The sequence below is a fragment of the Winogradskyella sp. J14-2 genome (assembly GCF_001971725.1).
Taxonomy (GTDB): Bacteria; Bacteroidota; Bacteroidia; order Flavobacteriales; family Flavobacteriaceae; genus Winogradskyella.
The window spans coordinates 480,078-503,042 of the sequence record NZ_CP019388.1; the positions used below are offsets into that span (position 1 = coordinate 480,078).

General features: G+C 33.3%; 19 protein-coding genes. 10 read left to right on the forward strand and 9 right to left on the reverse strand.

The features are described 5' to 3' along the window. Positions 1 to 29: 29 nt before the first annotated feature. The 4 genes from BWZ20_RS02280 to BWZ20_RS02295 form a co-directional block, all read right to left on the reverse strand. Positions 30 to 1,316, reverse strand: coding sequence for a glycosyl transferase family 1 (locus BWZ20_RS02280; RefSeq protein ID WP_076615668.1), 1,287 nt, complete (start codon positions 1,314 to 1,316; stop codon positions 30 to 32). Between the two features lie 28 nt (positions 1,317 to 1,344). After that, positions 1,345 to 1,710 (reverse strand): hypothetical protein, encoded by a 366-nt coding sequence (locus tag BWZ20_RS02285; protein ID WP_076615670.1) that lies wholly within the window; start codon positions 1,708 to 1,710, stop codon positions 1,345 to 1,347. Between the two features lie 40 nt (positions 1,711 to 1,750). Then, positions 1,751 to 4,177, reverse strand: a complete 2,427-nt coding sequence (locus tag BWZ20_RS02290) for a YfhO family protein (protein WP_076615673.1) — start codon at positions 4,175 to 4,177, stop codon at positions 1,751 to 1,753. A gap of 75 nt (positions 4,178 to 4,252) precedes the next feature. Then, positions 4,253 to 4,528, reverse strand: a complete 276-nt coding sequence (locus BWZ20_RS02295) for a DUF4834 family protein (protein WP_076615676.1) — start codon at positions 4,526 to 4,528, stop codon at positions 4,253 to 4,255. A gap of 125 nt (positions 4,529 to 4,653) precedes the next feature. Between BWZ20_RS02295 and BWZ20_RS02300 the strand changes: the two genes are divergently transcribed. Then, positions 4,654 to 5,643, forward strand: coding sequence for a transporter (locus BWZ20_RS02300; protein ID WP_076615679.1), 990 nt, complete (start codon positions 4,654 to 4,656; stop codon positions 5,641 to 5,643). A gap of 8 nt (positions 5,644 to 5,651) precedes the next feature. Beyond that, positions 5,652 to 6,770, forward strand: a complete 1,119-nt coding sequence (locus BWZ20_RS02305; protein WP_076615681.1) for a GNAT family N-acetyltransferase — start codon at positions 5,652 to 5,654, stop codon at positions 6,768 to 6,770. Positions 6,771 to 6,833: 63 nt separating this feature from the next. Here BWZ20_RS02305 and BWZ20_RS02310 read toward each other — a convergent pair whose 3' ends face one another. From BWZ20_RS02310 to BWZ20_RS02320, 3 genes are all read right to left on the reverse strand, one after another. After that, positions 6,834 to 8,093 carry an aminotransferase class I/II-fold pyridoxal phosphate-dependent enzyme gene (locus tag BWZ20_RS02310; RefSeq protein WP_076621231.1) on the reverse strand — a complete coding sequence of 420 codons (1,260 nt, stop codon included), beginning with the start codon at positions 8,091 to 8,093 and terminating at the stop codon, positions 6,834 to 6,836. Between the two features lie 202 nt (positions 8,094 to 8,295). After that, complete coding sequence (locus BWZ20_RS02315; RefSeq protein WP_076615684.1) at positions 8,296 to 9,333, reverse strand: PLP-dependent cysteine synthase family protein; 1,038 nt, start codon at positions 9,331 to 9,333, stop codon at positions 8,296 to 8,298. 68 nt (positions 9,334 to 9,401) lie between these two features. Beyond that, positions 9,402 to 11,465: a S9 family peptidase gene (locus tag BWZ20_RS02320; RefSeq protein ID WP_076615687.1), complete on the reverse strand. Its 2,064-nt coding sequence runs from the start codon at positions 11,463 to 11,465 to the stop codon at positions 9,402 to 9,404. Between the two features lie 78 nt (positions 11,466 to 11,543). Between BWZ20_RS02320 and BWZ20_RS02325 the strand changes: the two genes are divergently transcribed. Then, on the forward strand, positions 11,544 to 11,867 hold the full coding sequence (locus BWZ20_RS02325; protein ID WP_076615690.1) for a YbaB/EbfC family nucleoid-associated protein: 324 nt from the start codon (positions 11,544 to 11,546) through the stop codon (positions 11,865 to 11,867). Positions 11,868 to 11,870: 3 nt separating this feature from the next. Here the strand turns inward: BWZ20_RS02325 and BWZ20_RS02330 are convergent, their stop codons facing one another. Then, positions 11,871 to 12,890, reverse strand: a complete 1,020-nt coding sequence (locus BWZ20_RS02330) for a threonine aldolase family protein (RefSeq protein ID WP_076615693.1) — start codon at positions 12,888 to 12,890, stop codon at positions 11,871 to 11,873. A 31-nt stretch (positions 12,891 to 12,921) separates the two neighbouring features. After that, positions 12,922 to 14,094, reverse strand: a complete 1,173-nt coding sequence (locus BWZ20_RS02335; protein ID WP_076615696.1) for an ATP-grasp domain-containing protein — start codon at positions 14,092 to 14,094, stop codon at positions 12,922 to 12,924. Positions 14,095 to 14,390: 296 nt separating this feature from the next. On the opposite strand from BWZ20_RS02335, the gene BWZ20_RS02340 reads away from it, so the two are divergent. From BWZ20_RS02340 to BWZ20_RS02370, 7 genes are all read left to right on the forward strand, one after another. Next, the gene (locus BWZ20_RS02340; RefSeq protein WP_076615699.1) at positions 14,391 to 15,557 is read left to right on the forward strand and encodes a hypothetical protein; all 1,167 of its coding nucleotides are present in this window, start codon (positions 14,391 to 14,393) and stop codon (positions 15,555 to 15,557) included. A 129-nt stretch (positions 15,558 to 15,686) separates the two neighbouring features. Further along, positions 15,687 to 16,785, forward strand: a protein-coding gene (prfB, locus tag BWZ20_RS02345) for a peptide chain release factor 2 (RefSeq protein ID WP_157358300.1) whose coding sequence is annotated in 2 segments (ribosomal slippage) — positions 15,687 to 15,749 and positions 15,751 to 16,785 — 1,098 coding nt in all. Because the reading frame shifts where the segments join, the coding sequence is not laid out codon by codon here. A gap of 55 nt (positions 16,786 to 16,840) precedes the next feature. Beyond that, positions 16,841 to 17,182: an arsenate reductase (glutaredoxin) gene (arsC, locus tag BWZ20_RS02350; RefSeq protein WP_076615702.1), complete on the forward strand. Its 342-nt coding sequence runs from the start codon at positions 16,841 to 16,843 to the stop codon at positions 17,180 to 17,182. A gap of 2 nt (positions 17,183 to 17,184) precedes the next feature. After that, on the forward strand, positions 17,185 to 17,640 hold the full coding sequence (locus BWZ20_RS02355; RefSeq protein WP_076615704.1) for a hypothetical protein: 456 nt from the start codon (positions 17,185 to 17,187) through the stop codon (positions 17,638 to 17,640). A 123-nt stretch (positions 17,641 to 17,763) separates the two neighbouring features. After that, the gene (locus BWZ20_RS02360; RefSeq protein ID WP_076615707.1) at positions 17,764 to 20,292 is read left to right on the forward strand and encodes an outer membrane beta-barrel family protein; all 2,529 of its coding nucleotides are present in this window, start codon (positions 17,764 to 17,766) and stop codon (positions 20,290 to 20,292) included. 74 nt (positions 20,293 to 20,366) lie between these two features. Then, positions 20,367 to 22,256, forward strand: a complete 1,890-nt coding sequence (locus BWZ20_RS02365) for a DUF294 nucleotidyltransferase-like domain-containing protein (protein WP_076615710.1) — start codon at positions 20,367 to 20,369, stop codon at positions 22,254 to 22,256. Position 22,257: 1 nt separating this feature from the next. Then, positions 22,258 to 22,923 (forward strand): 3'-5' exonuclease, encoded by a 666-nt coding sequence (locus BWZ20_RS02370; protein WP_076615713.1) that lies wholly within the window; start codon positions 22,258 to 22,260, stop codon positions 22,921 to 22,923. Positions 22,924 to 22,965: the final 42 nt, after the last annotated feature.

Genomic DNA, 22,965 nt, shown 5'->3' on the forward strand with positions numbered 1-22,965 from the left:
AAATACAACTTAAGATATTAACGTGAAGATTACATCGCTTTTATAATAGCACTCAAACGTTCTGTTAATGCTTTCCTACTGTATGGCTGAAGACCAATAGCATTTACATTGAGGCTATTTTTTTGATAGGCTTCAAAATACTCTAATATTTGAATCTTTAATTTTTCTTTCTGATTATAATTATAATAAACTCCAGTATTAGTTTTTGCTATAATCTGTTGCACATCAGAATCATCTGGACCAATGGCAAGTATTGGTGTTTCCGAAATTATATATTCAAATAATTTACCGGGAATAATGGCTTTAGTGTCTTCTGAATCTATTTCTATCAACAACAATAAGCGCGATTGCATTTGATATTTTATAGCATCATCGTGGCTTACATAACCTATAACATTGATATGATTTTTAAGTCCTGAATCGTTAATAGACTCTAGTACATCATCACTTACAACACCAATAAGGTTTAATTGGAATGTTTTTGAAAATGCCTCGTTTTCAGAAATTAATTCAGATAAAACTGCCCATAAAATCTTTGGATTTCGATCAGACAACAACGACCCAATATGAGACATGGTAAAGTTTTTGTCCTTCTCTTCTATTCTTACGGAATGGTTGTCGTAACCATTTGTTACGACTGAAATAGAATTGTTAGTTTTTGTGGCAAACTCGTTTTTAGTATGGTTACTGGTAACAATAATTTCATCAGCTGAATTTAAAACCTCTGCCTCTAATTCTATGTGCTTTTGCTGCGATAATTTTGTAAGCTTCAACGCTTTGTGATAACCAATTGTAGTCCATGGATCTCTAAAATCTGCCAACCATTTAATACTCAAGTTTTGCTTTAATTTTAAGCCTATAATGTGCATACTATGAGGCGGTCCAGTTGTTATTATAGTTTCAATTTTATGAGTGTTTATATACTCTAAAAGAAACGCAACTGAAGGTGAAATCCAGTTTTTACGAGCATCTGGAATAAAGAAATTACCACGCACATACAGCATCAATTTTTCTACGAGCGATTGTTTTTTAGTCTTCGGAATAACACCAGAACTAATTTTTTTAGAGCGTTTTTTTGATAAGAAACTTGCCAATTGGTATGGCTCTTTAATGGGCTGTTTAATGATTGTAACATCCTTTGGAATTTCATCTAACAGACTCTCATCAATTATAGGATAATTAGGATTTTCTGGACAATAAACAATGGGTTCTATATCAAACTCTGGTAAGTACTTTACGAACTTTAGCCAACGTTGTACACCTGGTCCGCCTGCTGGTGGCCAATAATATGTAATTATAAGTATTTTCAAGCCCATCCTAGCCTTCCCAAAGGGAAGGAAATTTTTAATAGCAAATCAATATAAAATTTTCTTTTTCTTTAAATTTTGATATAAAATCTTTTTCAAAAGATTCCTTATGCTTCTTATCAATACATTTTTTTAACACATCAAACCTATCAAGCGTAAAAACAAAATCATCTGATTTAAATTCTTTAGTAAAGATAGATTTTACACCTTTTCTCTGATATGATATTTCTTCATAATAATATCCGTATTCAGTATATCTATTTCCATAGTCATCTATTTTCTGCCTAGTCTTTAGAAAGCTAGAATATTCGGCTTTTAATTCGGGATTATCTTCTTCGGTAAGCCAATCTCGTTCTGACTTTGGATTGTCTACAATTTTAAGTAAATAAATGTCTAAACCCAATTTAAAACAGAATAGAATCCTGCTTTTGCAGGAATGACAATCAGATATCTTTTTTCTTAAATGACACAAACAATCCCAACAACAACAAAACACCAACAATAGCAGAACTCGCTAAGGCTATTTTACTTCCTGTTTCTACTACTTGTGGTTCAAATTTAAACTCAATAGTGTGTTTTCCTGCCGGGATTTCCATACCTCGTAATACATAATTAACTCTAATGTGTGGTTTTAATTCACCATCGATATAGGCATTCCAACCGTCTTTATAATAGATTTCAGAGAAAACAGCAAAACCGTCGTTGCTATTATTAGATTGGTATTTAAGGTAATTAGGCTTAAATTCTTTTAGGTTTATTGAAGCTGTTGAGTCTACTTTGAATTTATAAACTTCAAGGTTACTTTGATATTCCAACACCGTTGTAACTGCCTTTTGTTTAGTATCCAAGCTATCTAAAGCCTTAATTTCTTCATTGGCACTAGGTAATTCTTCTAACTCACTAACAAACCATGCATTCCCATTAGCATCAGGATTGTCATACGGAAATATTTGCCCTTGATCTTCTGCAATAATATACTTGGTATTCAGCATATTAAGCACATTTATATTATTGTTGTAAATATGAAACTCCATTAACTCATTATAGCGTCCCAATTTAGCCGCATGATAACCAAATAAAGAATTATGAAAATATGCCGCTCGTGCTGGTTGACGCTGCCCTTGAGTAGACATGTCTAACACTCTGTAATGACCTTTATCCTTTAATATTTCTTTATCTGCTGCATTTGGCTGGTAAGGTCTATCTACTTTTAGTGCTGAAACAAAATTATCGTTGTTGACGTAGTTTCTATTAAGTGATACTAAGTCAAAAAGGATTAAAATAGCAAAAATAACAACTACTATATTTTGATTTATTTTTTTCTTCAAAAAGAAATAAATGGTTCCAGCAGATATTAATACTAAAACTAAAGATCTTATTGTATCAGTATTAAACAATGCTTTTCTGTCTTCAATTAAAGCATCTACCAATATTTCTGGGATGCCTTGATCTCTATAACTTGTAAAATCAAAAAATACAGATTTAAACAGTAAGAATATAAGACATAAACCACCTGTAATAGCAACTGTATATTTAAGTGCTTTTAGTTTTTGTTCTTCCTTTACAAATTCATTAAACAATCTTGTTAAAGCAAAAATACCAAGCACAGGCACACATAACTCAAGTAATACTTGTATAGACGTTACAGCTCTAAATTTATCATAAAGTGGCACATTATCTATAAAGAAGTTTGTGATAAAGCCAAATGGTTCTGTTTTTCCGTAGGACAACAACAAGGAGAAGATTGAACCTGCAACTAACCACCATTTTAATCTGCCTTTTACCAAAAATAAGCCAAGAACAAACAAGAATAAAATAACAGCACCTACATACGCTGGCGCTTCTACAATAGGTTGATTTCCCCAATACATTGGTGCATTTTTAGAAAGTTCTAATGCCTCAATTGGCGAGGCGCCCATGGTAACATAGGTCTTATAGGTTTCAGAATTTTTACCAATATCTTCCGTATTTCCTCCTCCCATAAAACGAGGAATAAACAAGTTAAATGTTTCTGCTAAGCCATAACTATACTCTGTAATATATGCTTTATCTAGTCCAGAGGTCGCTTCTTTTGGAGATCCATCAGGATTTATGGTGAGTTCACTTTTACCACGTGTACTTTCTTTAGCATACTCTTGTGTTGCCATTAAATTGGTAGCATTAAGACCAACTGCGAGTAAAGCAGCAACAGTTAATAACCCAACCGATTTAAAATAATGTGGTAAAATCTGTTTTTGGTAAGCATCAATTAAATAAACAACACCCAAAATTATTACCAAAAATAACAGATAGTATGTCATCTGAAAATGATTGGCAACAATCTCTAACCCTAAAGCAACTACAGTAAGCAAAAACCCGAGAATGTATTTCTTCTTAAATGTGAGAATAATTCCTGCCAACACCAATGGCATATATGCAATTGCGTGAGCCTTGGCATTATGACCAACACCTAATATAATAATAAGATATGTAGAAAAACCAAAAGCTAATGCACCAAGTGCTGAAAGTTTATAATCTACCTTTAGCGATAATAACAAAATATAAAACCCAAGAAAATAAAGAAACAAATAATCCGCAGGTCTTGGTAAAAACCGTAGTGATAGATCGAGTTTCTTTATAACATTATTAGGATACTGTGCACCTAATTGATAAGTAGGCATACCACCAAATGCACTGTTGGTCCAATAGGTTTCTTCTCCTGTGGCTTGCGCAAATTCTTTTTGTTGCTGAGCCATACCAATATAATGCATTATATCGCTCTGAAAAATCTTCTTGCCTTGTAAAACCGGACTAAAATAGGCTAATGATAGAATAATAAATCCGACAAGAATTAAAATATGCGGTAAAAGTCGTTTGTATGAAAATGACATGAAAACGTATCTAAATAATTAAGATTGAAAAGTACTTAAATTTTAAGAATAATCTGTTTTTAAGACTATTTAATATCAATCTATCTCTTCGTAGTCTATATACTCACCAACTTTATCATTTGAAGTTTTTTGCCTATTTGGCATTTTGTCTATAACAGTTTCCCCCTCTTTATGTTTTTGCTCAGCATTGTGATATTGAGATTTGTTTTGAAAACCACCAAACTGCTGCCCAAAGCGTTCCTCTGCTTTTTTAGCCACAAATTTAACTAATACAGGTGCAAAAATTCTAGAGATAATTTTTAATCCGTACCAAACTAACAGAATGATTAATATTGTTCTTAGTAAACCCATTTATGAAGCCTTATACAGCGTAAACAAAAGTGAAGTTCAAAAATACAATTATAGTTAGTTATATTCTGTTATTTTTCCTTAAAAAAACATTAAAATCTATATATTTGAATCTAAACCAATAAAAAATGAGAGTTCTCAACCCCCTTTTTATTCTACTTATAGTACTAACCTACAATTTAGCAAATGCACAGTACACAGAGGTTATTAATTCTAATCGTCCAGGAGTTTCAGAAAGTGCATTTTCTGTTGGCACCAATGTTGTACAAGCAGAAATTGGTGCATTTACAGTAAAAGAAGAACATACACCTTTACAGTATGAAATATCAGGGTTTGGTGTAGATTTCTCGCTAAGATATGGGTTATTGTTTGAGGAGCTTGAGATTTCACTAGACGGTATCTATCAAAACGATAATGTCACCTATAATAGCGCATCAGTACCTTTTGAAGATAAACGTGCCAACTTTAGAAACTTAACCCTTGGTGCAAAATACTTAATTTACGATCCCTATAAAAATGCCGAAGAGGCAAAACCCAACTTATACAGTTATCATGCCAATAGAAAATTTCAATGGAAATCTTTAATTCCTGCGGTATCAGTATATGCAGGTGCAAACTTTGACACAAAAAACAATCCTTTTGTACCTTACACTGCATTTAGTAATTCTGGCGATCAAAGTAATATTAGTCCAAAAGTTATGATTGCAACTCAAAATAATTTTAATGGTGGTTGGGTGTTTGTTATGAATTTAATAAAAGACAGAATTGGCTCTGAGTTTTCCGATTTTCAATACATTTTTACACTTACACATTCGTTCTCACCACAATGGGTTGTCTTTGGGGAAGCTCAAGGTATTAGCAGTGACTTTTATGCTGATAATATTTTTAGAGTTGGTGGCGCCTACTTGTGGACAAAGGATTTTCAGCTTGATGCTAATATTGCTTTTAATACTAAAGACACCCCTTCGGTTTTCAATATAGCTTTTGGTGCCTCTTACCGCTTAGATTTTCATAAAGACAAGAAAGTTGATAATGGCAACGGTAATACAGGCAATTTTAAGAAAAAGAAAAAGAAAAAAAAGAAAAAAGAAGACGATTTCAATTCTGATGGTTTATAAATTTCTACATGATTATAGTTAAAGAAGTTACTAATAAAAAAGGGTTAAAAACCTTTGTTAAATTTCCGTTTTCACTCTACAAAGACTCGGAGTATTGGGTTCCGCCAATTATAAAGCAAGAATTAGAAACATTTAACAAGGACAAAAATCCTATATTTAATGATGCTGAAGCACGTTTTTTTCTAGCCTATAACGGTAATACTGTTGTTGGAAGAATTGCTGCTATTGTAAATTGGCTAGAAGTTAATAAGCAGAACATTAAAAAAATGCGATTTGGTTGGTTTGATTTTGTTGATGATTTAGATGTCAGCAAGGCACTTCTTGATACTGTTGAAGGTATAGGTAAGCAGAAGAAACTAGAATACACAGAAGGACCTGTAGGTTTCTCTAATATGGATAAAGTTGGTGTTTTAACGGAGGGCTTTGAAAGTGTTTCTTCTATGATGACATGGTATAATTATCCTTACTATGCGAACCACCTTAAACACCATGGATATGAAATAGAAAAGGAATATTCTGAAAGTAAATTTCCTTTTAGCAATGTAAAACCTGAAGCATTTACTAAAGCACAAACATTAATAAAACAAAGGTATAAACTAAAAGCTCTAAAGTTTAAAAAAACAGAAGAATTACTACCATTTGTAGATGAGATGTTTGATTTGTTTAATGAAAGTTATGCATCACTTTCATCATTTGTAGAAATCACTGATCTCCAAAAACAATACTTTAAGAAAAAGTTTATTGGGTTTGTCAATCCTGAATATATAAAATTTGTGATGGACGAAAACAATCGATTAATTGGATTTGCCATTGTTATGCCAAGCTTTGCCAAAGCCCTACAAAAAACAAATGGCAAATTATTTCCATTTGGCTTTATTCACTTATTAAAGGCAAAAAGGACTAATAAAGACGCTATTTTTTATTTAATTGGGATACACCCAGAATATCAAAATAAAGGGGTACATGCTATTATATTTAATGAATACTATCACACCTTCAAAGAAAAAGGTATTGAGACATGTTACAGAACACCAGAGTTAGAAGATAATGAAGCCATTAAAAAAATATGGAAGCATTTTAATCCTGTAGTTTACAAAAGACGAAAAACATTTAGAAAAGATTTATAGATAAAACAAAAAAGGCTTTGCTAACCGCAAAGCCTTTTTTTGGATTTTACATTTTATAAAAACTTATTCGCCCATCGCTTCCATTAAAGCCGCAGACATTCTCTTATAAGTTCCATTCAATAATCGTTCTCTAATCGCATCAAATGCATCTAGAGTATCCTTTACGTCTTGTAGTGTGTGTGTTGCCGTAGGAATCATTCTTAGTAGAATTAAGCCTTTTGGTATTACAGGATATACTACTATAGAACAAAATATACCATGGTTTTCCCTAAGATCTTTCACTAGAGCCATAGCTTCAGGAATACTTCCTTTTAAGTATACTGGAGTTACACAGCTTTGTGTTGTTCCAATATCAAAACCGCGATCTTTAAGACCAGATTGTAGGGCATCAACAATCGTCCAAAGATTTTTCTTAAGCTCTGGCATTGTGCGTAACATGTCTAACCGCTTTAATGCACCAACAACAAGTTGCATTTGTAACGATTTAGCAAACATTTGTGAGCGTAAATTATATTTTAAGTAATCAATAATTTCCTGATCGCCTGCAATGAACGCACCTGTACTTGCCATAGATTTGGCAAACGTTGCAAAATAGACATCGATATCGTCTTGTACTCCTTGCTCTTGCCCTGCACCTGCACCTGTTTCGCCTAATGTTCCGAAACCATGGGCATCATCAACAAATAATCTAAAATTGAATTTTTTCTTAAGTTCTACAATTTCTTTTAATCGTCCTTGCTCGCCACGCATACCAAAAACGCCTTCAGAAATTACCAAAATTCCACCGCCTGTTTGCTCGGCCATTTTAGTGGCACGCTCTAGGTTTTTCTCTAAACTTTCTACATCATTGTGTTTGTATGTAAAACGTTTTCCCATGTGTAATCGAACTCCATCAATTATACATGCATGTGCATCAACATCGTAAACTATGATATCATCTTTAGAAACTAACGCGTCTATTGTAGATACCATTCCTTGATAACCAAAGTTAAGTAAATAAGCCGCTTCTTTATTGACAAATGCAGCTAGTTCATTTTGCAATTGTTCGTGCAATTCTGTATGACCAGACATCATACGAGCTCCCATTGGATAAGCAGAACCGTATTTAGCAGCTGCTTCGGCATCTACTTTTCTTACTTCTGGATGGTTAGCTAAGCCTAAATAATCATTTATACTCCAAGTAATTACTTCTTTTCCTTGAAACTTCATTCTATTAGAAATTTCTCCTTCTAGCTTTGGAAATACGAAATAACCTTCCGCTTGTGCTGCCCACTTTCCTAAAGGTCCCTTATCTCGATAAATTTTTTCAAATAAATCCTTCATACGTTGCGTTGCCATTAATCGCTATCCATTAACTCTAAGAGCTATAGAATAGGTTTTAGTTTTAATTTAGTTTTATTAGTGATAGCAAAATTAGTTAATATTATTATGATTGCATAATATAATTTCACCTAAGTATTCACTAAGTTTTAAACATAAAAAAGCCTACCTCAACGCGGTAGGCTTTAAAATTTTAATTTATTTTCTACTTTATATACTGAATGGTTGTAGAAACTTCATGTTTACTATCAAAAAAGCCTTGGTCCGCCATCCACTTATCGCTATATACTTTACTCATGTAACGCGATCCGTGATCTGGGAAAATAACAACAACCTTATCTGTTGGCTTAAACTCACCTTCTTCGTTTAATTGCTTTATAGCTTGCATTGCAGCACCGCTTGTATAACCAACAAATAATCCTTCGGTATTAGAAATTTCTCTTGCCGTGTGAGCACTCTCCTCGTCAGTAACCTTAACAAATCTGTCTATGAGATCAAAATCGGTTGCTGTAGGAATTAAATTCTTACCTAAACCTTCAATTCTGTAAGGGTATATTTCTTTTTCATCAAACTCTCTGGTTTCGTGATATTTTTGCAAAACAGACCCATAAGCATCTACGCCAATAATTTTAATATTAGAGTTTTGTTCTTTTAAGTATTTTGCAATTCCAGAAATTGTACCACCTGTACCACTGCAAGCAACCAAATGTGTAATCTCGCCATTGGTCTGATTCCAGACTTCTGGACCTGTAGAATTATAATGCGCGTCAATATTTAATTGATTGAAATATTGATTGATGTATATAGACCCTTTTATCTCTTCGTGTAGTCGCTTTGCCACTTGATAGTAAGACCTTGGATCGTCAGCATTAACGTGGGCAGGACATACATATACTTTAGCACCCATAGATCTTAGCATATCTATTTTATCTGCTGAAGATTTAGAACTTACGGCCAAAATACATTCATAACCTTTTATGATGCTTACCATTGCTATACTGAATCCGGTATTACCAGATGTAGTTTCTATGATAGTATCGCCTGGTCTTAGAATACCTTGACGTTCAGCTTCTTCAATGATATGTAGTGCGATTCTGTCTTTTGAGGAATGACCTGGATTAAAAGCTTCTACTTTAGCATAAAATTTGCCTTTGAAGCCTGCGGTCATTTTATTTAACTTGATAAGTGGTGTACTACCAATAAGTTGTAATACGTTATCAAATACATTTTTGTTTTTGTCCATAAATGCTATTTAATTAGGCGTAAAAAATACACTCTAAAACCTCGCAAAACTAATGATTTTTTTTTAAATCAACTCGAAATACCTTCTAAATCTAACAGAAAGGCGAATTCCTCTGCATCTTCTTTTATGCTTTCAAAACGTCCTGAAGCACCACCATGACCAGCTTCCATATTAGTTTTAAGGTATAATTTATTCTTATCAGTTTTAAACTCTCTAAGCTTAGCAACCCATTTTGCAGGTTCCCAGTATTGTACCTGCGAGTCGTGTAAGCCTGCAGTTACCAACATATTTGGATAATCTTTTGCTTCAATATTATCGTATGGAGAATAGGATTTCATGTATTCATAGTATAATTTATCATTGGGATTTCCCCATTCATCGTACTCACCTGTTGTTAGTGGAATTGAATCATCTAACATCGTAGTAACAACATCTACAAAAGGTACAGCGGAAATAATCCCATTATAAAGTTCTGGTGCCATATTAATAATTGCTCCCATTAATAAGCCACCAGCACTTCCTCCCATGGCATACAGATGCTTTGAAGATGTATATCGTTCTTTAATTAAGTGAATTGAACACGCTATAAAATCTGAGAATGTGTTTTTTTTCTTTAAAAGTTTTCCATCTTCATACCATTGTCTACCTAAATACTCACCACCTCTAACGTGCGTTATTACATATATAAAACCTCTGTCTAGTAAGCTTAGACGTATGGATGAAAAATAAGGATCTACAGTAGAACCATAACTACCATAAGCATATTGTAATAAAGGGTTATTTCCATCTTTTTTTATTCCTTTTTTATACACTATTGACATTGGTATTTTAGTTCCGTCATCTGCTGTTGCCCATATTCGCTCAGATGTGTAGTTTTCTTTATTAAATTTTCCGCCTAAAACTTCTTGCTCTTTTAACACTTTTTTAGTTTTAGTTTTCATGTTAAATTCTATAACAGAGGCAGGCGTTGTTAAAGCATTGTAAGCATAACGCAACGTCTCTGTATCAAACTCTACATTAGTTGTGGTGTATGCAGTATAAGTTTCGTTATCAAATGGCAGATAATAATCTTGTTTATTATCCCAACGTATTATCCTAATTTTATTAAGTCCGTTATCACGCTCACTAACTACGAGATAATTTTTAAAAATATCTATGTTTTCTAAGAGCACTTCTTTTCTATATGGTATGACTTCTTCCCACTGATCTAATGATCTGTTTTTTTCTGGGCATTTCATTAACTTAAAATTTATGGCTTTGTCCTTATTAGTGAGAATATAGAAATAACCATTATAATGCGAAATACTATACTCCAAGCCTCTTACACGAGGTTGAAAAACTTCAAATTTACCATTTGGATTATCTGCGTTAAGAATATGGTATTCATTAGTTAAAGTACTGTAACATGCAATGATGATATATTTTCTTGATTTTGATTTGTAAACTGTAGTACCAAAAGTTTCGTCTCCTTCTTGGAAAATTAGCTGATCTTTTTCTTTAGATCCTAATCTGTGCTTAAAGATTTGATATGCCCTAAGGGTTATTGGGTCTTTTAAAGTGTAAAACAAAGTTTCGTTGTCATTTGCCCAAGTCGAAGATCCTGTAGTGTTTTCAATACTATCTTTATATACTTTGTGCGTTGCTATATCTTTAACCTGAATGGTGTATTGTCTTCTACCACTTGTATCTATACCATAAGACACTTTTTTATTATCTGGACTAATACTTATACCTACAAGTTTAAAATAGCTTTGCCCTTCTGCCATTTTATTACAGTCAAACAATAATTCTTCAGGATTTTCAAGAGATTCTTTTTTTCTGGTATAAATAGGATAATCTTTGCCTTTTTCAAATCTTGTGATGTACCAATACCCGTTGTATTTATATGGCACAGAAGAATCGTCTTCTTTTATTCTGGCCTTCATTTCTTCAAATAAATCCTTTTGAAATGCTTTGGTATGTGCCATTTGAGCATCACAATAAGCATTTTCGGCTTTTAAGTAATTAATAACTTCAGGATGTTCTCTATCTTTCATCCAGAAGTAATTATCAACTCTCACATCACCATGTTTTTCTAATTGGTGAGGTATCTTTTTGGCTATTGGCGGATTTACTACAGAGTTTTTACTCATATTGTTTTAAGAAAATTTTAATCTAAAAAAGTGGCGCAATTTAGTAATTTTGCATCGTAATTTTTAAAAGACAAAGATATGTTTGGAGATATGATGGGAATGATGAGCAAATTAAAAGAAGCTCAAAAAAAAGTTGAGGAAACTAAGGAACGTTTGAATACAGTTTTAATTGACGAAACCAGTAGTGATAACAAGTTGAAAGTAACGATTACTGCTAATAGGACAATTAAATCTATTTCAATTGATGATGAGTTACTAAAAGACAAAGAAATGCTCGAAGATTATCTTATCCTAACTCTAAATAAAGCCATTGAAAATGCAACAAATGTAAACGAAACTGAAATCGCCGCAGTTGCTAAAGAAGGCATGCCAAACATACCAGGTATGGATATGTTTAAATAGTTTTTATAAGTTTTTAAGGGTTTTCAAAACTTCTTCATGCATATTGTTGGTGTAATCTAAATGCGTAACCATACGCAGTTTATTACTTCCCATACCAATAATATGTATGTTTTTTTCTTTTAGTTTATTAAGATATTGTGCTTCGCTGATTGTATCATCTACCTCAAAAATGACAATATTAGTTTCTATTGGCTCAACTTTTTTGATATAGTGCAATTGAGATAAAACCTCTCCTATTTCTTTTGCCTTTTTATGGTCTTCGCTTAAACGTTCTACGTGGTTGTCTAGAGCATAAAGCCCAGCTGCAGCTAAATAACCAACTTGTCGCATTCCACCACCAAGAATTTTTCTTACCCGTAAAGCACCATCCATAAGCTCTTTTTTTCCAATGAGCACAGATCCTATTGGACAGCCTAAACCTTTACTTAAACAAACAGATATAGTATCGAATAATTGCCCAAATTGTTTAGGATTTTCCTTTTTTACGACAAGTGCATTCCACAGTCTTGCGCCATCTAGATGATAACCTAATTTATGCCTATCAGCAACTTGCTTAATTTTTTTTAGTTCTTCATAATCCCAACATGCACCACCACCTTTGTTTGTAGTATTCTCAATGGCTATTAGAGACGTTAATGGACTATGGTAAAAATCTGGTGGGTTTATTGCAGCCTCTGCCTGTTCTGCATTAAACATACCACGATGCCCATTTATTAATTTACAAGATATTCCACTATTAAATGAGGCGCCTCCGCCTTCATAATTATAGATGTGAGCATATTTATCACAAATAACTTGTTCGCCAGGATTGGTGTGTAGCTTTAACGCTGCTTGATTGGCCATACTTCCTGTAGGAAAAAACAATGCTTTATCCATACCAAACATATCTGCTAGTCGCTCTTCGAGAGTGTTTACTGAAGGGTCTTCTTTATAAACGTCATCACCAACTTGTGTAGACATCATAGCTTTTAACATGTCTTTTGTTGGTTTTGTTACTGTATCGCTCCTTAAATCTATTATCATAAACTTATTTATCTTTTGTAAAGATAATATTCTAAGACATTTTCTTTTTTAGAATTTTTGAAGATATAATGTTATTGGTTCGCCACATAAACTTACACCACAAAACTAAAGGATCTTTTATTATAAATCTAAATGGTGTACTGTTGTATAAGTAGTTAATATTAAAAATTAAAAATGGATTTCTTTTGAGGCGTTTAACCAAAGCTTTAAGGTGTAAAAAAGTACCACTTTTAACAGCTCTAAATTCAATTTCTTTATTTAAGGTAGACAAGCAATATAAGTATGGAAAATTAACTCCAGCTAAAGCTGATGCTTCTGTATTAAGCCAAAATCTTGGGTTAATTTCGATGACTTTATAAGTGTTGTCTGTTTTATCATATCTAAAATCTATGTTGGCAACACCAGACCAGTTTAAAGCCTTCATTAAATCCCTCATTAATTCCAAGAGGGCATCATCATGAAAAAAACTGAATTCATGCTGAGGGGTTACTTTAACACTTTTAACCAAAGCAGCTTTTTGCATTGTGTAGGCTTCAATTTTGCCGTTATTACACAATACATTACATGTTACATCAAAGCCTTCAATAAACTTTTGTAGCAGTACAGGATAATCTGTACTATTTTTATTAACATAATCTAATAACTCTCCCCTACTTTTAACAAACCTTACACCCATTCCACCATTGAAACCAAAAGTTGGCTTTGCTACTAAAGGAAAATTCAAACAAACTGTACTATAATCAAGATTTGAATTTATAACAACACTATCAGGACAAGGTAAATTATTAGACTTTAAAAAAAAGTATAACAGATCTTTATGTAGAGCAGTTTCAAAGTTAGAAAGATTAGGTAGAGAACAAAGCTTAGATTTATTTTTAAGCTTATTCTGATGTTCTAAAATTCTCTTTGTGCTTACATCAAAAATTGGCATGATAAGATCAATTCTATAATCCTCAACTACTTCATCAATTTTTTTTATCCACGCTTCTGCGGTAGTGTTCTTGTAATAGATAAATTTTTCTATAAAACGGGAATGTTTAAAGCAGCTGTTATCAATAGAGTATTTAAAATACCGCTTTTTGTGAGAAGACAAAACAAAAATCTTTACATGCCCAACAAGCGATAGACTGTGCACCACATTAGAAACTAAGGTGGTTTCACCATCAGGGATAAGTACAGAAATAGTGTTGAGTTTATTATTCATTAACTAAAATTTGGAGCAAGCTCATAAGTATTAAGAACACAAAAAGCACATATACATGGATCTTTATCTTATTTCAAAAAATCTGTTCAAAATTAAATAATTAAATACCATTTAAAATTTTCTTCGACAAATGGAATACTAATTCAGTTTTGCAAAAATATGTTGATATGTCGATTAAATTTGACGTTCATCTATTCAACTAATAAATCTTCTATTTCGTCAATTTTTTAGCATGTTAACACTTTTAACAAATACTTTTACAAAAATATTAATGCTATTAACCTAAATTAATAATTATGAAACACATTACTAAATTAGTATTGCTTGCAGTGCTTGTAATTTTTGCCTCATGTCAAAAAGAAAGCACCCAAGACATTGAAAGCCAGCAACAGGCCGCCTTAAGATTTGATGAAAAAGGGATGGTTGTATCAGATGGTGAAGAAGATAAGGAATTAATGTTTAACCAAGATAGTGAGGAATTAGCTTCTCCTACGCTTACCTACGCAAAACATGGCGATAGTAGCTCAGATTGTACTCCGGACATACTCGAAACTGGTTTTGACACCACTGTAAATATTGAAGTTTTAAACAAGCCAGGTGCAAATGCGTATTTCGACATATCGATTGATGGTGGAGATATGACATCTGCTTTCTGTTCTGACAGGTTACCTAGCCTAGGTGAAGATGATGATTTTATTGATTTTACAGTAATATCAACATACGACTCGGCTATTTTAGCAGGTGGAGAGTTTGAAACCGTATACACGAATCCTCAAAATTTTGATAAGGTAAACTGGATTTTAAATAATATAGAATTTGGTCCAGATCAGCAATATACTTACGGTCATGTACAATACGCAATCTGGAAACTTATTGAAGGTCCTTTTGTAAATGACTTTACAGATTTTTTAACTCCTGTTCCTGGTGACTGGAGACCTGCTGTTGATAATGCAAAAGGTGATGAAATCTATGATAATGCTCTAGCTAATGGAGAAGGCTACACACCTGAGTGTGGTGGTAAATTAGGATTATTACTAATTCCTGCAGATTTTGATAATGTACAAGCATTATTGATTACAAAAGATTTACCAGAAGCAGACGAGTGCAGCGATTGTGTTGGTGATGTTAACCAAATTACTTTTAAGTGGGATTGGCATAACGATTACAGAGTAAGATTATACCAACGTTACGAAAACACTTGCTATGCAGTTAAAATATTTGACGACGTTGTAGGATTAAATGATGAAATGGCTGTTAGTGGTGTTAACCACGATGGTACATTTGGTAAGTGGATCTACGTTTATGTCGGTAACTGTTACTACACCAAGTTTAAAGTTAACTGTCACCTAAACATAGGGCCAGGTTACAAACGTGGAGTGGTTGAAGTTGTAAGCGGCACGAGCACATTAGGCGGTGAGCTTTGCGAATACGAGCCACCAACATACTGGTGCTGGTGGTGGTAGTCAATTAATTGATTCCATAAAAATATATACCGTCTAAGTTTAACTTAGACGGTTTTTTTATTTAAAAAAAACATATTAAAATTATGGCGCTTTATATGCTCCAATTATATTTGTAAAAAATATAAATTTATGATAACATCAGATCAAATTAAAGATCTCAATTCCCGTCTAGACATACTTAGACAATATCTTTGACCTAGATACAAAACTTATAGAAATTGCCAACGAAGAAGAGCAAACCTTTGACCCAAATTTTTGGAACAACTCAAAAAAAGCCGAGCAGGTAATGCGCTCTATTAGAGAAAAGAAAAGCTGGGTTAACGACTATAGCGCAGCTAAAACACTCTTTGAAGAACTAGAAGTAATCTATGAATTTTACAAAGAAGAGGACGCTTCTTTAGACGATTTAGAATCTCGTTTTGAAAAGGCTAAAAATGCCATTGAGAAACTAGAATTTAAAAATATGCTTTCCGAAGAAGGAGACAGTTTAAGTGCAGTATTACAAATTACTGCTGGTGCTGGCGGTACGGAATCTTGCGATTGGGCAAGCATGCTAATGCGTATGTATCTCATGTATGCCGAAAAAAGTGGATTTAAAGTCAAAGAACTCAATCTACAAGAAGGAGATGTCGCTGGCATTAAAACCGTAACTTTAGAAATAGAAGGAGACTATGCCTTTGGTTGGCTAAAAGGCGAAAATGGTGTACACCGTTTGGTAAGAATTTCACCTTTTGACAGTAACGCAAAGCGTCACACAAGTTTTGCCTCAGTTTATGTCTATCCATTGGTTGATGATTCTATCGAAATAGAAATAAATCCTGCAGACATAGAAATTACAACAGCAAGATCTAGTGGTGCTGGTGGACAAAACGTTAACAAAGTAGAAACTAAAGTACAACTAGTACATAAACCTACAGGTATACAAATTCAATGTTCAGAAACACGTTCGCAGCACGATAATAGAGCGAGAGCCATGCAAATGCTAAAATCTCAGTTGTACGAAATTGAACTACAAAAGCAAATGGCGCAGCGCCAAGATATTGAAGCTAGCAAAATGAAAATTGAATGGGGAAGCCAAATTAGAAATTATGTCATGCACCCATACAAACTGGTAAAAGATGTACGCACAGCTTATGAAACCGGCAACGTAGATACCGTTTTAGATGGTGATCTAGAACCATTTTTAAAAGCATACTTAATGATGATGGGCCAAAAGAATGAAGAATAAAGATCATAAATTACAACGTGCGCTTTAGCATATAATAGAATAACACATAAACGTAATGATAACAATTTACCACAATCCAAGATGCAGAAAATCTAGAGAAGGCCTAGCCTTATTAGAGGAAAAAGGTAAAGTGTTTGAGGTTGTAAAATATCTCGAAGACACCTTAAATGAAGAAGAGCTTAAAACAATTATTTCTAAATTAAATATAAAACCCATAGATTTGGTAAGAAAGCATGAAGCTATTTGGAAATCGAACTACAAAGAACAAGAATTAACCGATAAACACATTATTAAAGCTATGGTAAAACATCCTAAACTCATAGAACGACCCATAGTTGTTAATAACAATAACGCCATAATCGGAAGACCAAAAGAACAAATTTTAAATATCATTTAATTATGAAACATATAGTATTGTTAAGTTTTGCCCTACTCTTAGGATTTAGCTCTAGTGCTCAAGGACGAAGAGACAGAATGGGCAATCCTATAATTAACAGAGAGCCAACCGAAGAAGAAATAGCTAAATATGAGCAAAAATTAGAAGAACGCAAAGATCAATATATAGAGAACTTTTTAGCAACACTCGAGGCAGATGCGTTTCAAAAAGAAATTATAAAACAGTACCTAAACTCTTACTTTGAGGCTAAAACTGAAGTTTTAAAAATAAAATACGAGCGTATTTTTGATAGAGAACAAGCCATAAAAAAACTAGACGAATCACACTTTAAAGACCTAGAAGAGCTAATATCTGAAGATGATATGACTAAAATTAAGGACATGATTAAAGGTGACTTTGACGAAAAAGAAGTAAAAAAGAAAAAGAAGAAAAAGCGTAAAAAGAAAAAAAATGACTAAGAATAGATGGTATCTATTTCAAAATTAAATATTCGTATTTCTCTTTAACATAAGATTAACCTAATGCGGCACAAGTAAAAGTATTTTTGCTCATCTAAAAGAGCAAAACACCAACAACTTGCAATGAAATTAAATTTACCGCTAATCTCTTTTTTATTATTTACGATATCTTGGTCTCAGGCCCAAAAAAACATACAAATTGAAGGCAAAGTTATAGAAGAAGACACTAATATTCCGCTAGAGTATGCTACAATAACCATAAAAAACACCTCTGATAGTAAAGTTGTTACAGGTGGCATTACGGATATTGATGGCTATTTTAAATTAGAAGTAAAGCCAGGCACTTACAACATTTATGTAGAATATATCTCTTACAAACGCAAAGAATATTTAAACAAGAAACTAGACAGATCCATAAACCTTGGTACAGTAAGCCTAGCATTAGACATTGCATCTTTAGACGAGGTTACTATTGTCGCAGAAAAAACAACAGTAGAGGTTAAACTAGACAAAAAGGTTTATAATATAGGGCAAGATTTAACCACAGCAGGAGGCACAGTCAGTGACGCCTTAAATAACGTACCCTCTGTTTCTGTTGATATTGAAGGCGGCATAAGCCTTAGAGGTAACGAAAATGTTAGGATTTTAATAAACGGAAGACCTTCTGCATTAGCAGGTTTTGGAGACACCAATGTATTAAGTCAGTTGCCAGCAGAAGCCATAGAGCGCGTAGAGGTTATCACCTCGCCCTCTGCAAGGTACGATGCCGAAGGTACAGCAGGTATACTCAACATTATATTAAGGCAAAAAGAAACACTTGGTTTTAACGGCTCCTTTAATTTTACCATTGGTAACCCAGATAATATTGGTCTTAATTCTTCTATCAATTACAGAACAGAAAAATTCAACATATTTACTAACCTAAGTTGGCGCTATTTTGATGCACCAAGAAATAGTTTTACAGATGTAACTTATTTTGACCGTTTGGTAGATGGAGAAACCATAGTACCAGAATTTAGACGAATCATAGAAGACCAAGATGTAGAACGTCTTAATAGAAATTACAATGCCAACATAGGCATAGAATACTTTATAAATGAATCATCATCCATAACTGGCGGTTTGTTTTATAGATTAGGAAGTGATGCAGACTTATCATTAAATAGTAGTGAGCGATTTAACGACGGAACTATTGTTGAAGAGACCTTGAGACGCGAAAAAGAAACCGAACAAGACAACAGCTATCAAATAACACTAAACTATATAAAACGCTTTGGTGAAGATAGTGAACATAGGCTTACAGCAGACTTTCAGTATGAAAATGACTCTGAGGACGGTTTTACAAACCTTAATGAAGATTACCTAACCACTAACCAAACAGACCCAGAACCTTTTCAGCAAGAACAAGAATTTACAGAAGAAATTCAAAAAGAGTATCTCATACAGACCGATTATGTGCTTCCCATAGGTACAGATTCTAGATTTGAAGCCGGTTATAGAGGGACGTTTGAAAACGAAGTCACGGATTACAGGCTAGAACAAGAAAATATTGCCACTGGTAATTTGGTTATTAACGATACTATAACAAATATTTTTGATTATGATGAAAACGTCAATGCCGTGTACACTCAATATGGTTCAAAATTAGGTAAATTTTCATTTCTTTTAGGTCTCCGATTAGAGCACACACAACTAAAAGGAAAAATAGATTCTAGATTAACCGATGAAGAATTAGTAGAAGCTTTTGGCTTTCCTATACAAACAGATTTTGACAATAATTATCTAGGTCTATTTCCTACAGTAAATATTATTTACAATATAGGAGATAATGACTCCGACTCCGAAGAAAGTATAACACTAGGCTACAACCGAAGAATTAATAGACCTAGAGGTTGGTTTATAAATCCCTTCCCTACCCGATCTAGCAGAACCAACGTATTTCAGGGAAACCCTAACTTGCAACCCGCCTTTGCAAGTGCCTTTGATATAGGTTATCTCAAAAGATGGGATGAATTTACATTAACAACATCTGTATATTATCAGTATGAAACCGATTCTTTTGAGCGTGTACAAGAAAATACAGGTCAACAAACTACGGACGGTATAGATATTATAAGAACAATTCCTATAAATCTTTCTACCAATGCCAGAACTGGAGCAGAACTAGGCGTTTTATATAATCCTGCTAAGTGGCTTCGCCTAAATTCTAGTTTCAACTTTTTTCAATTTGAAACAGAAGGTCAATTTAATGGTGTAGACTATAGCGCTAAAAACACAAGTTGGTTTGCAAGATTAAGCTCAAAGGTAATTCTACCATGGAAGATAGATTGGCAAACTAACGCAAACTACAGAGGCGCATTGCAAGATGCACAATCGGACACCGAAGGAATTTTATCCATAGATTTAGCACTTAGTAAAGAGCTTTTAAACAACAACCTTACTTTATCTTTAAACGTTAGGGATTTATTAAACTCTAGGAGACGTAAATCTGTAACCACAACAGATTTCTTCAATAGATTTAGAGATTCGCAATGGAGACAGAGACAAATTAATTTTTCTGTAATTTATAGGTTTAACCAACAACTTAATAAGCGCGATCGCTCAGGAAGAGGTACTGGCAGTGGTGGTGATGACTTCGATTTTGAAGACTAAACACCTATAGCATTTTAGCAACAAAAATGACTTTTCTCATATACTAAGGTTTATTTTTTCGTTAAATTGCTAGCATGAATACCATTGCAGAGCGTATTTTCGATTACCTAAAAGGATTTCCTCCTTTTAATTTATTAACCAAGGAACAACTTTTATCAATTTCAAAATCGGTTGATGTTATTTATTTAGAGAACAACCGCTTTCTTTTTGAAATTGGGCAACCTGTTGTAAATCAGTTTTATGTCGTTCGTGATGGCGCTATTGGTCTTTTTGGAAGCAACAATAACTTGGTAGACAAGTGTGACGAAGGTGATATTTTTGGTCTTCGTGCGCTACTGCGCAAAGGGGAATACAAACTTAATGCAAAGGCCATTGAAGAAAGTATAATCTATAGTATATCTCTTGAGAACCTAGAAACATTTATAACACCTAATAGTAAAGCAAATAAGTTTTTAATGACAAGCTTTGCCTCGAATGTTAGGGTAAAAACTTCAGAAGATAACGATTTTGTGCAAGCCCTTCAGCACTCATCAGAATATACATATTTACAAACAGCAGACTATTCTAAAAACCCGATAACATGCCAAGTACGCACTACTATTAAAAAGGCCGCAAGTATAATGACAAATAAGCACGTTGGCTCTATTGTTATTGTAGAAAACAATAAACCAATTGGCATTATTACAGACAAAGATTTAAGAATAAAGATTGCCACAGGAATGTACTCTATAGAAGACGCTGTTACAAGCATTATGTCCTCACCTGTTATTACCTATCCAGAAACAATTACGGTTGCAGAAGCTCAAATCGCCATGTTAAAACATAAAATTACACATTTATGTATTACCAAAGACGGTACAAACAACTCAGAGCTGACAGGAATTTTATCTGAACACGACATCATAGTACTCAGAGAGAATAATGCATCTGCACTTATAAAAGAAATAAAACGAAGTCGAACGGCAGAACAACTAAGGGACATTAGACAACGTACAGAAAAATTATTAGTACGCTACTTGGAACAAGACATACCTATAGATTTTATATCAAGATTGGTTTCTGCCATTAATGACTCCATTACGCAACGAATTATTGAGTTTTCAATTGCTAAAGTAAATATAGAGCCTCCAACTCAATTTGCATGGTTATCCATTGGAAGCCAAGGCAGGCAAGAACAACTATTGATGACCGACCAGGATAATGCATTAGTTTTTGAAGATGTTGAAGCCGACGAATATGAAAATATAAAAGCTTACTTTTTAAAGCTCTCTAACATCATTAACAAAGGTTTAGAAACAATTGGTTTTGAGTTGTGCCCAGCAAAAATGATGGCTAATAATCCAAAATGGTGTCTATCGCTATCAGAATGGTCAAAACAATTTAATAACTGGATTACAACACCAGACCAAGATAACCTTATGCTGTGTACCATTTTTTTCGATTATGAATACGTTTATGGCAAAAAAGAAATTGTAGGCAAACTATCCGAAAGTATATTTAAAAGTATTGAAAATCGAAGTATATTCTTAACTTATTTAGGAAGAAATGCGTTACAAAATCCGCCACCTCTAAGCTTTTTTAGACAATTTTTAGTTGAAGATGATGGCGAACATAAGGACCAATTTGATATTAAGGCGCGTGCTATGATGCCGTTGGTTGATGCTGCTCGCTTATTAATTCTTTCTCATAATATAAAAGCTATAAACAATACACTAGAGCGTTACGAAAAATTAATAGAATTAGAACCTCAAAACAAAGACACCTATTTGTTTTGTATAGAAGCTTATAAAAACCTCTTAACCTACAGAACAAAACAAGGTCTTAAACAAAATGACTCAGGAAGGTTTATAAATCTAGAAGCTTTAGATAAAGGTAATCGTTTACAACTTAAACAAAGTTTTAAGGCTGTTAAAGAGGTACAAGAGCTTATAAAAATACGCTTTAAACTTACTCAAATACTATAAAATGAATTGGTTTAATCGTAAAACTTATCCAGAATATTGGGAGGCATATAAAGATTGTTTTTCAATATCCCAAGAGCAAAATATTCAACGCATACGCTTTGTTGTTTTCGATACTGAAACCACGGGACTCAATACCAAAAATGATAGAATTTTATCCATAGGCTGTGTAGCAATAGAGGGCTTAAAAATAAAAGTATCAGATCAACTAGAATTATATGTTAAGCAAGAAACTTTTAATGCAGATACTGTTAAAATACACGGTTTATTAAGGGAAGGTAAACTTTATAAAATTGAAGAGCCCAAGGCTATAGAACTCTTTTTAGCATATATTAAAAATGCAGTTTTAATTGCACATCATGCCGCATTTGATGTCTCCATGGTTAATGCTGCACTTGCCAGATTAGGATTACCCAAACTTAAGAACAAGGTTATTGACACAGGCCATATATTTCAGAAAACAAAACTAGACAACAGCAAAACACACTTTAGCTTAGATGAGTTATCTCAAAGATTTAAAATACCACTTCATGACAGACATACTGCTTGTGGTGATGCTTACATAACTGCATTGTTGTTTTTAAAATTATGTTCTAAGTTGTTAGTAACAAACTCAAAAATTAGCTTAAAAGATCTAGAAAGACCACAAAATCGTGTTGGGCTATTATAATCTAGCATTTAGGTAAAAAACAAAACACATTCAAAATTGAAT

Excerpts from the sequence above, each read along its gene's own strand:
- BWZ20_RS02280 (WP_076615668.1), bottom strand. The coding sequence starts at position 1,316 with ATGGGCTTGAAAATACTTATAATTACATATTATTGGCCACCAGCAGGC.
- BWZ20_RS02290 (WP_076615673.1), bottom strand. The coding sequence starts at position 4,177 with ATGTCATTTTCATACAAACGACTTTTACCGCATATTTTAATTCTTGTC.
- BWZ20_RS02295 (WP_076615676.1), bottom strand. The coding sequence starts at position 4,528 with ATGGGTTTACTAAGAACAATATTAATCATTCTGTTAGTTTGGTACGGA.
- BWZ20_RS02300 (WP_076615679.1), top strand. The coding sequence starts at position 4,654 with ATGAGAGTTCTCAACCCCCTTTTTATTCTACTTATAGTACTAACCTAC.
- BWZ20_RS02305 (WP_076615681.1), top strand. The coding sequence starts at position 5,652 with ATGATTATAGTTAAAGAAGTTACTAATAAAAAAGGGTTAAAAACCTTT.
- BWZ20_RS02310 (WP_076621231.1), bottom strand. The coding sequence starts at position 8,093 with ATGAAGGATTTATTTGAAAAAATTTATCGAGATAAGGGACCTTTAGGA.
- BWZ20_RS02315 (WP_076615684.1), bottom strand. The coding sequence starts at position 9,333 with ATGGACAAAAACAAAAATGTATTTGATAACGTATTACAACTTATTGGT.
- BWZ20_RS02320 (WP_076615687.1), bottom strand. The coding sequence starts at position 11,465 with ATGAGTAAAAACTCTGTAGTAAATCCGCCAATAGCCAAAAAGATACCT.
- BWZ20_RS02325 (WP_076615690.1), top strand. The coding sequence starts at position 11,544 with ATGTTTGGAGATATGATGGGAATGATGAGCAAATTAAAAGAAGCTCAA.
- BWZ20_RS02330 (WP_076615693.1), bottom strand. The coding sequence starts at position 12,890 with ATGATAATAGATTTAAGGAGCGATACAGTAACAAAACCAACAAAAGAC.
- BWZ20_RS02335 (WP_076615696.1), bottom strand. The coding sequence starts at position 14,094 with ATGAATAATAAACTCAACACTATTTCTGTACTTATCCCTGATGGTGAA.
- BWZ20_RS02340 (WP_076615699.1), top strand. The coding sequence starts at position 14,391 with ATGAAACACATTACTAAATTAGTATTGCTTGCAGTGCTTGTAATTTTT.
- arsC (WP_076615702.1), top strand. The coding sequence starts at position 16,841 with ATGATAACAATTTACCACAATCCAAGATGCAGAAAATCTAGAGAAGGC.
- BWZ20_RS02355 (WP_076615704.1), top strand. The coding sequence starts at position 17,185 with ATGAAACATATAGTATTGTTAAGTTTTGCCCTACTCTTAGGATTTAGC.
- BWZ20_RS02360 (WP_076615707.1), top strand. The coding sequence starts at position 17,764 with ATGAAATTAAATTTACCGCTAATCTCTTTTTTATTATTTACGATATCT.
- BWZ20_RS02365 (WP_076615710.1), top strand. The coding sequence starts at position 20,367 with ATGAATACCATTGCAGAGCGTATTTTCGATTACCTAAAAGGATTTCCT.
- BWZ20_RS02370 (WP_076615713.1), top strand. The coding sequence starts at position 22,258 with ATGAATTGGTTTAATCGTAAAACTTATCCAGAATATTGGGAGGCATAT.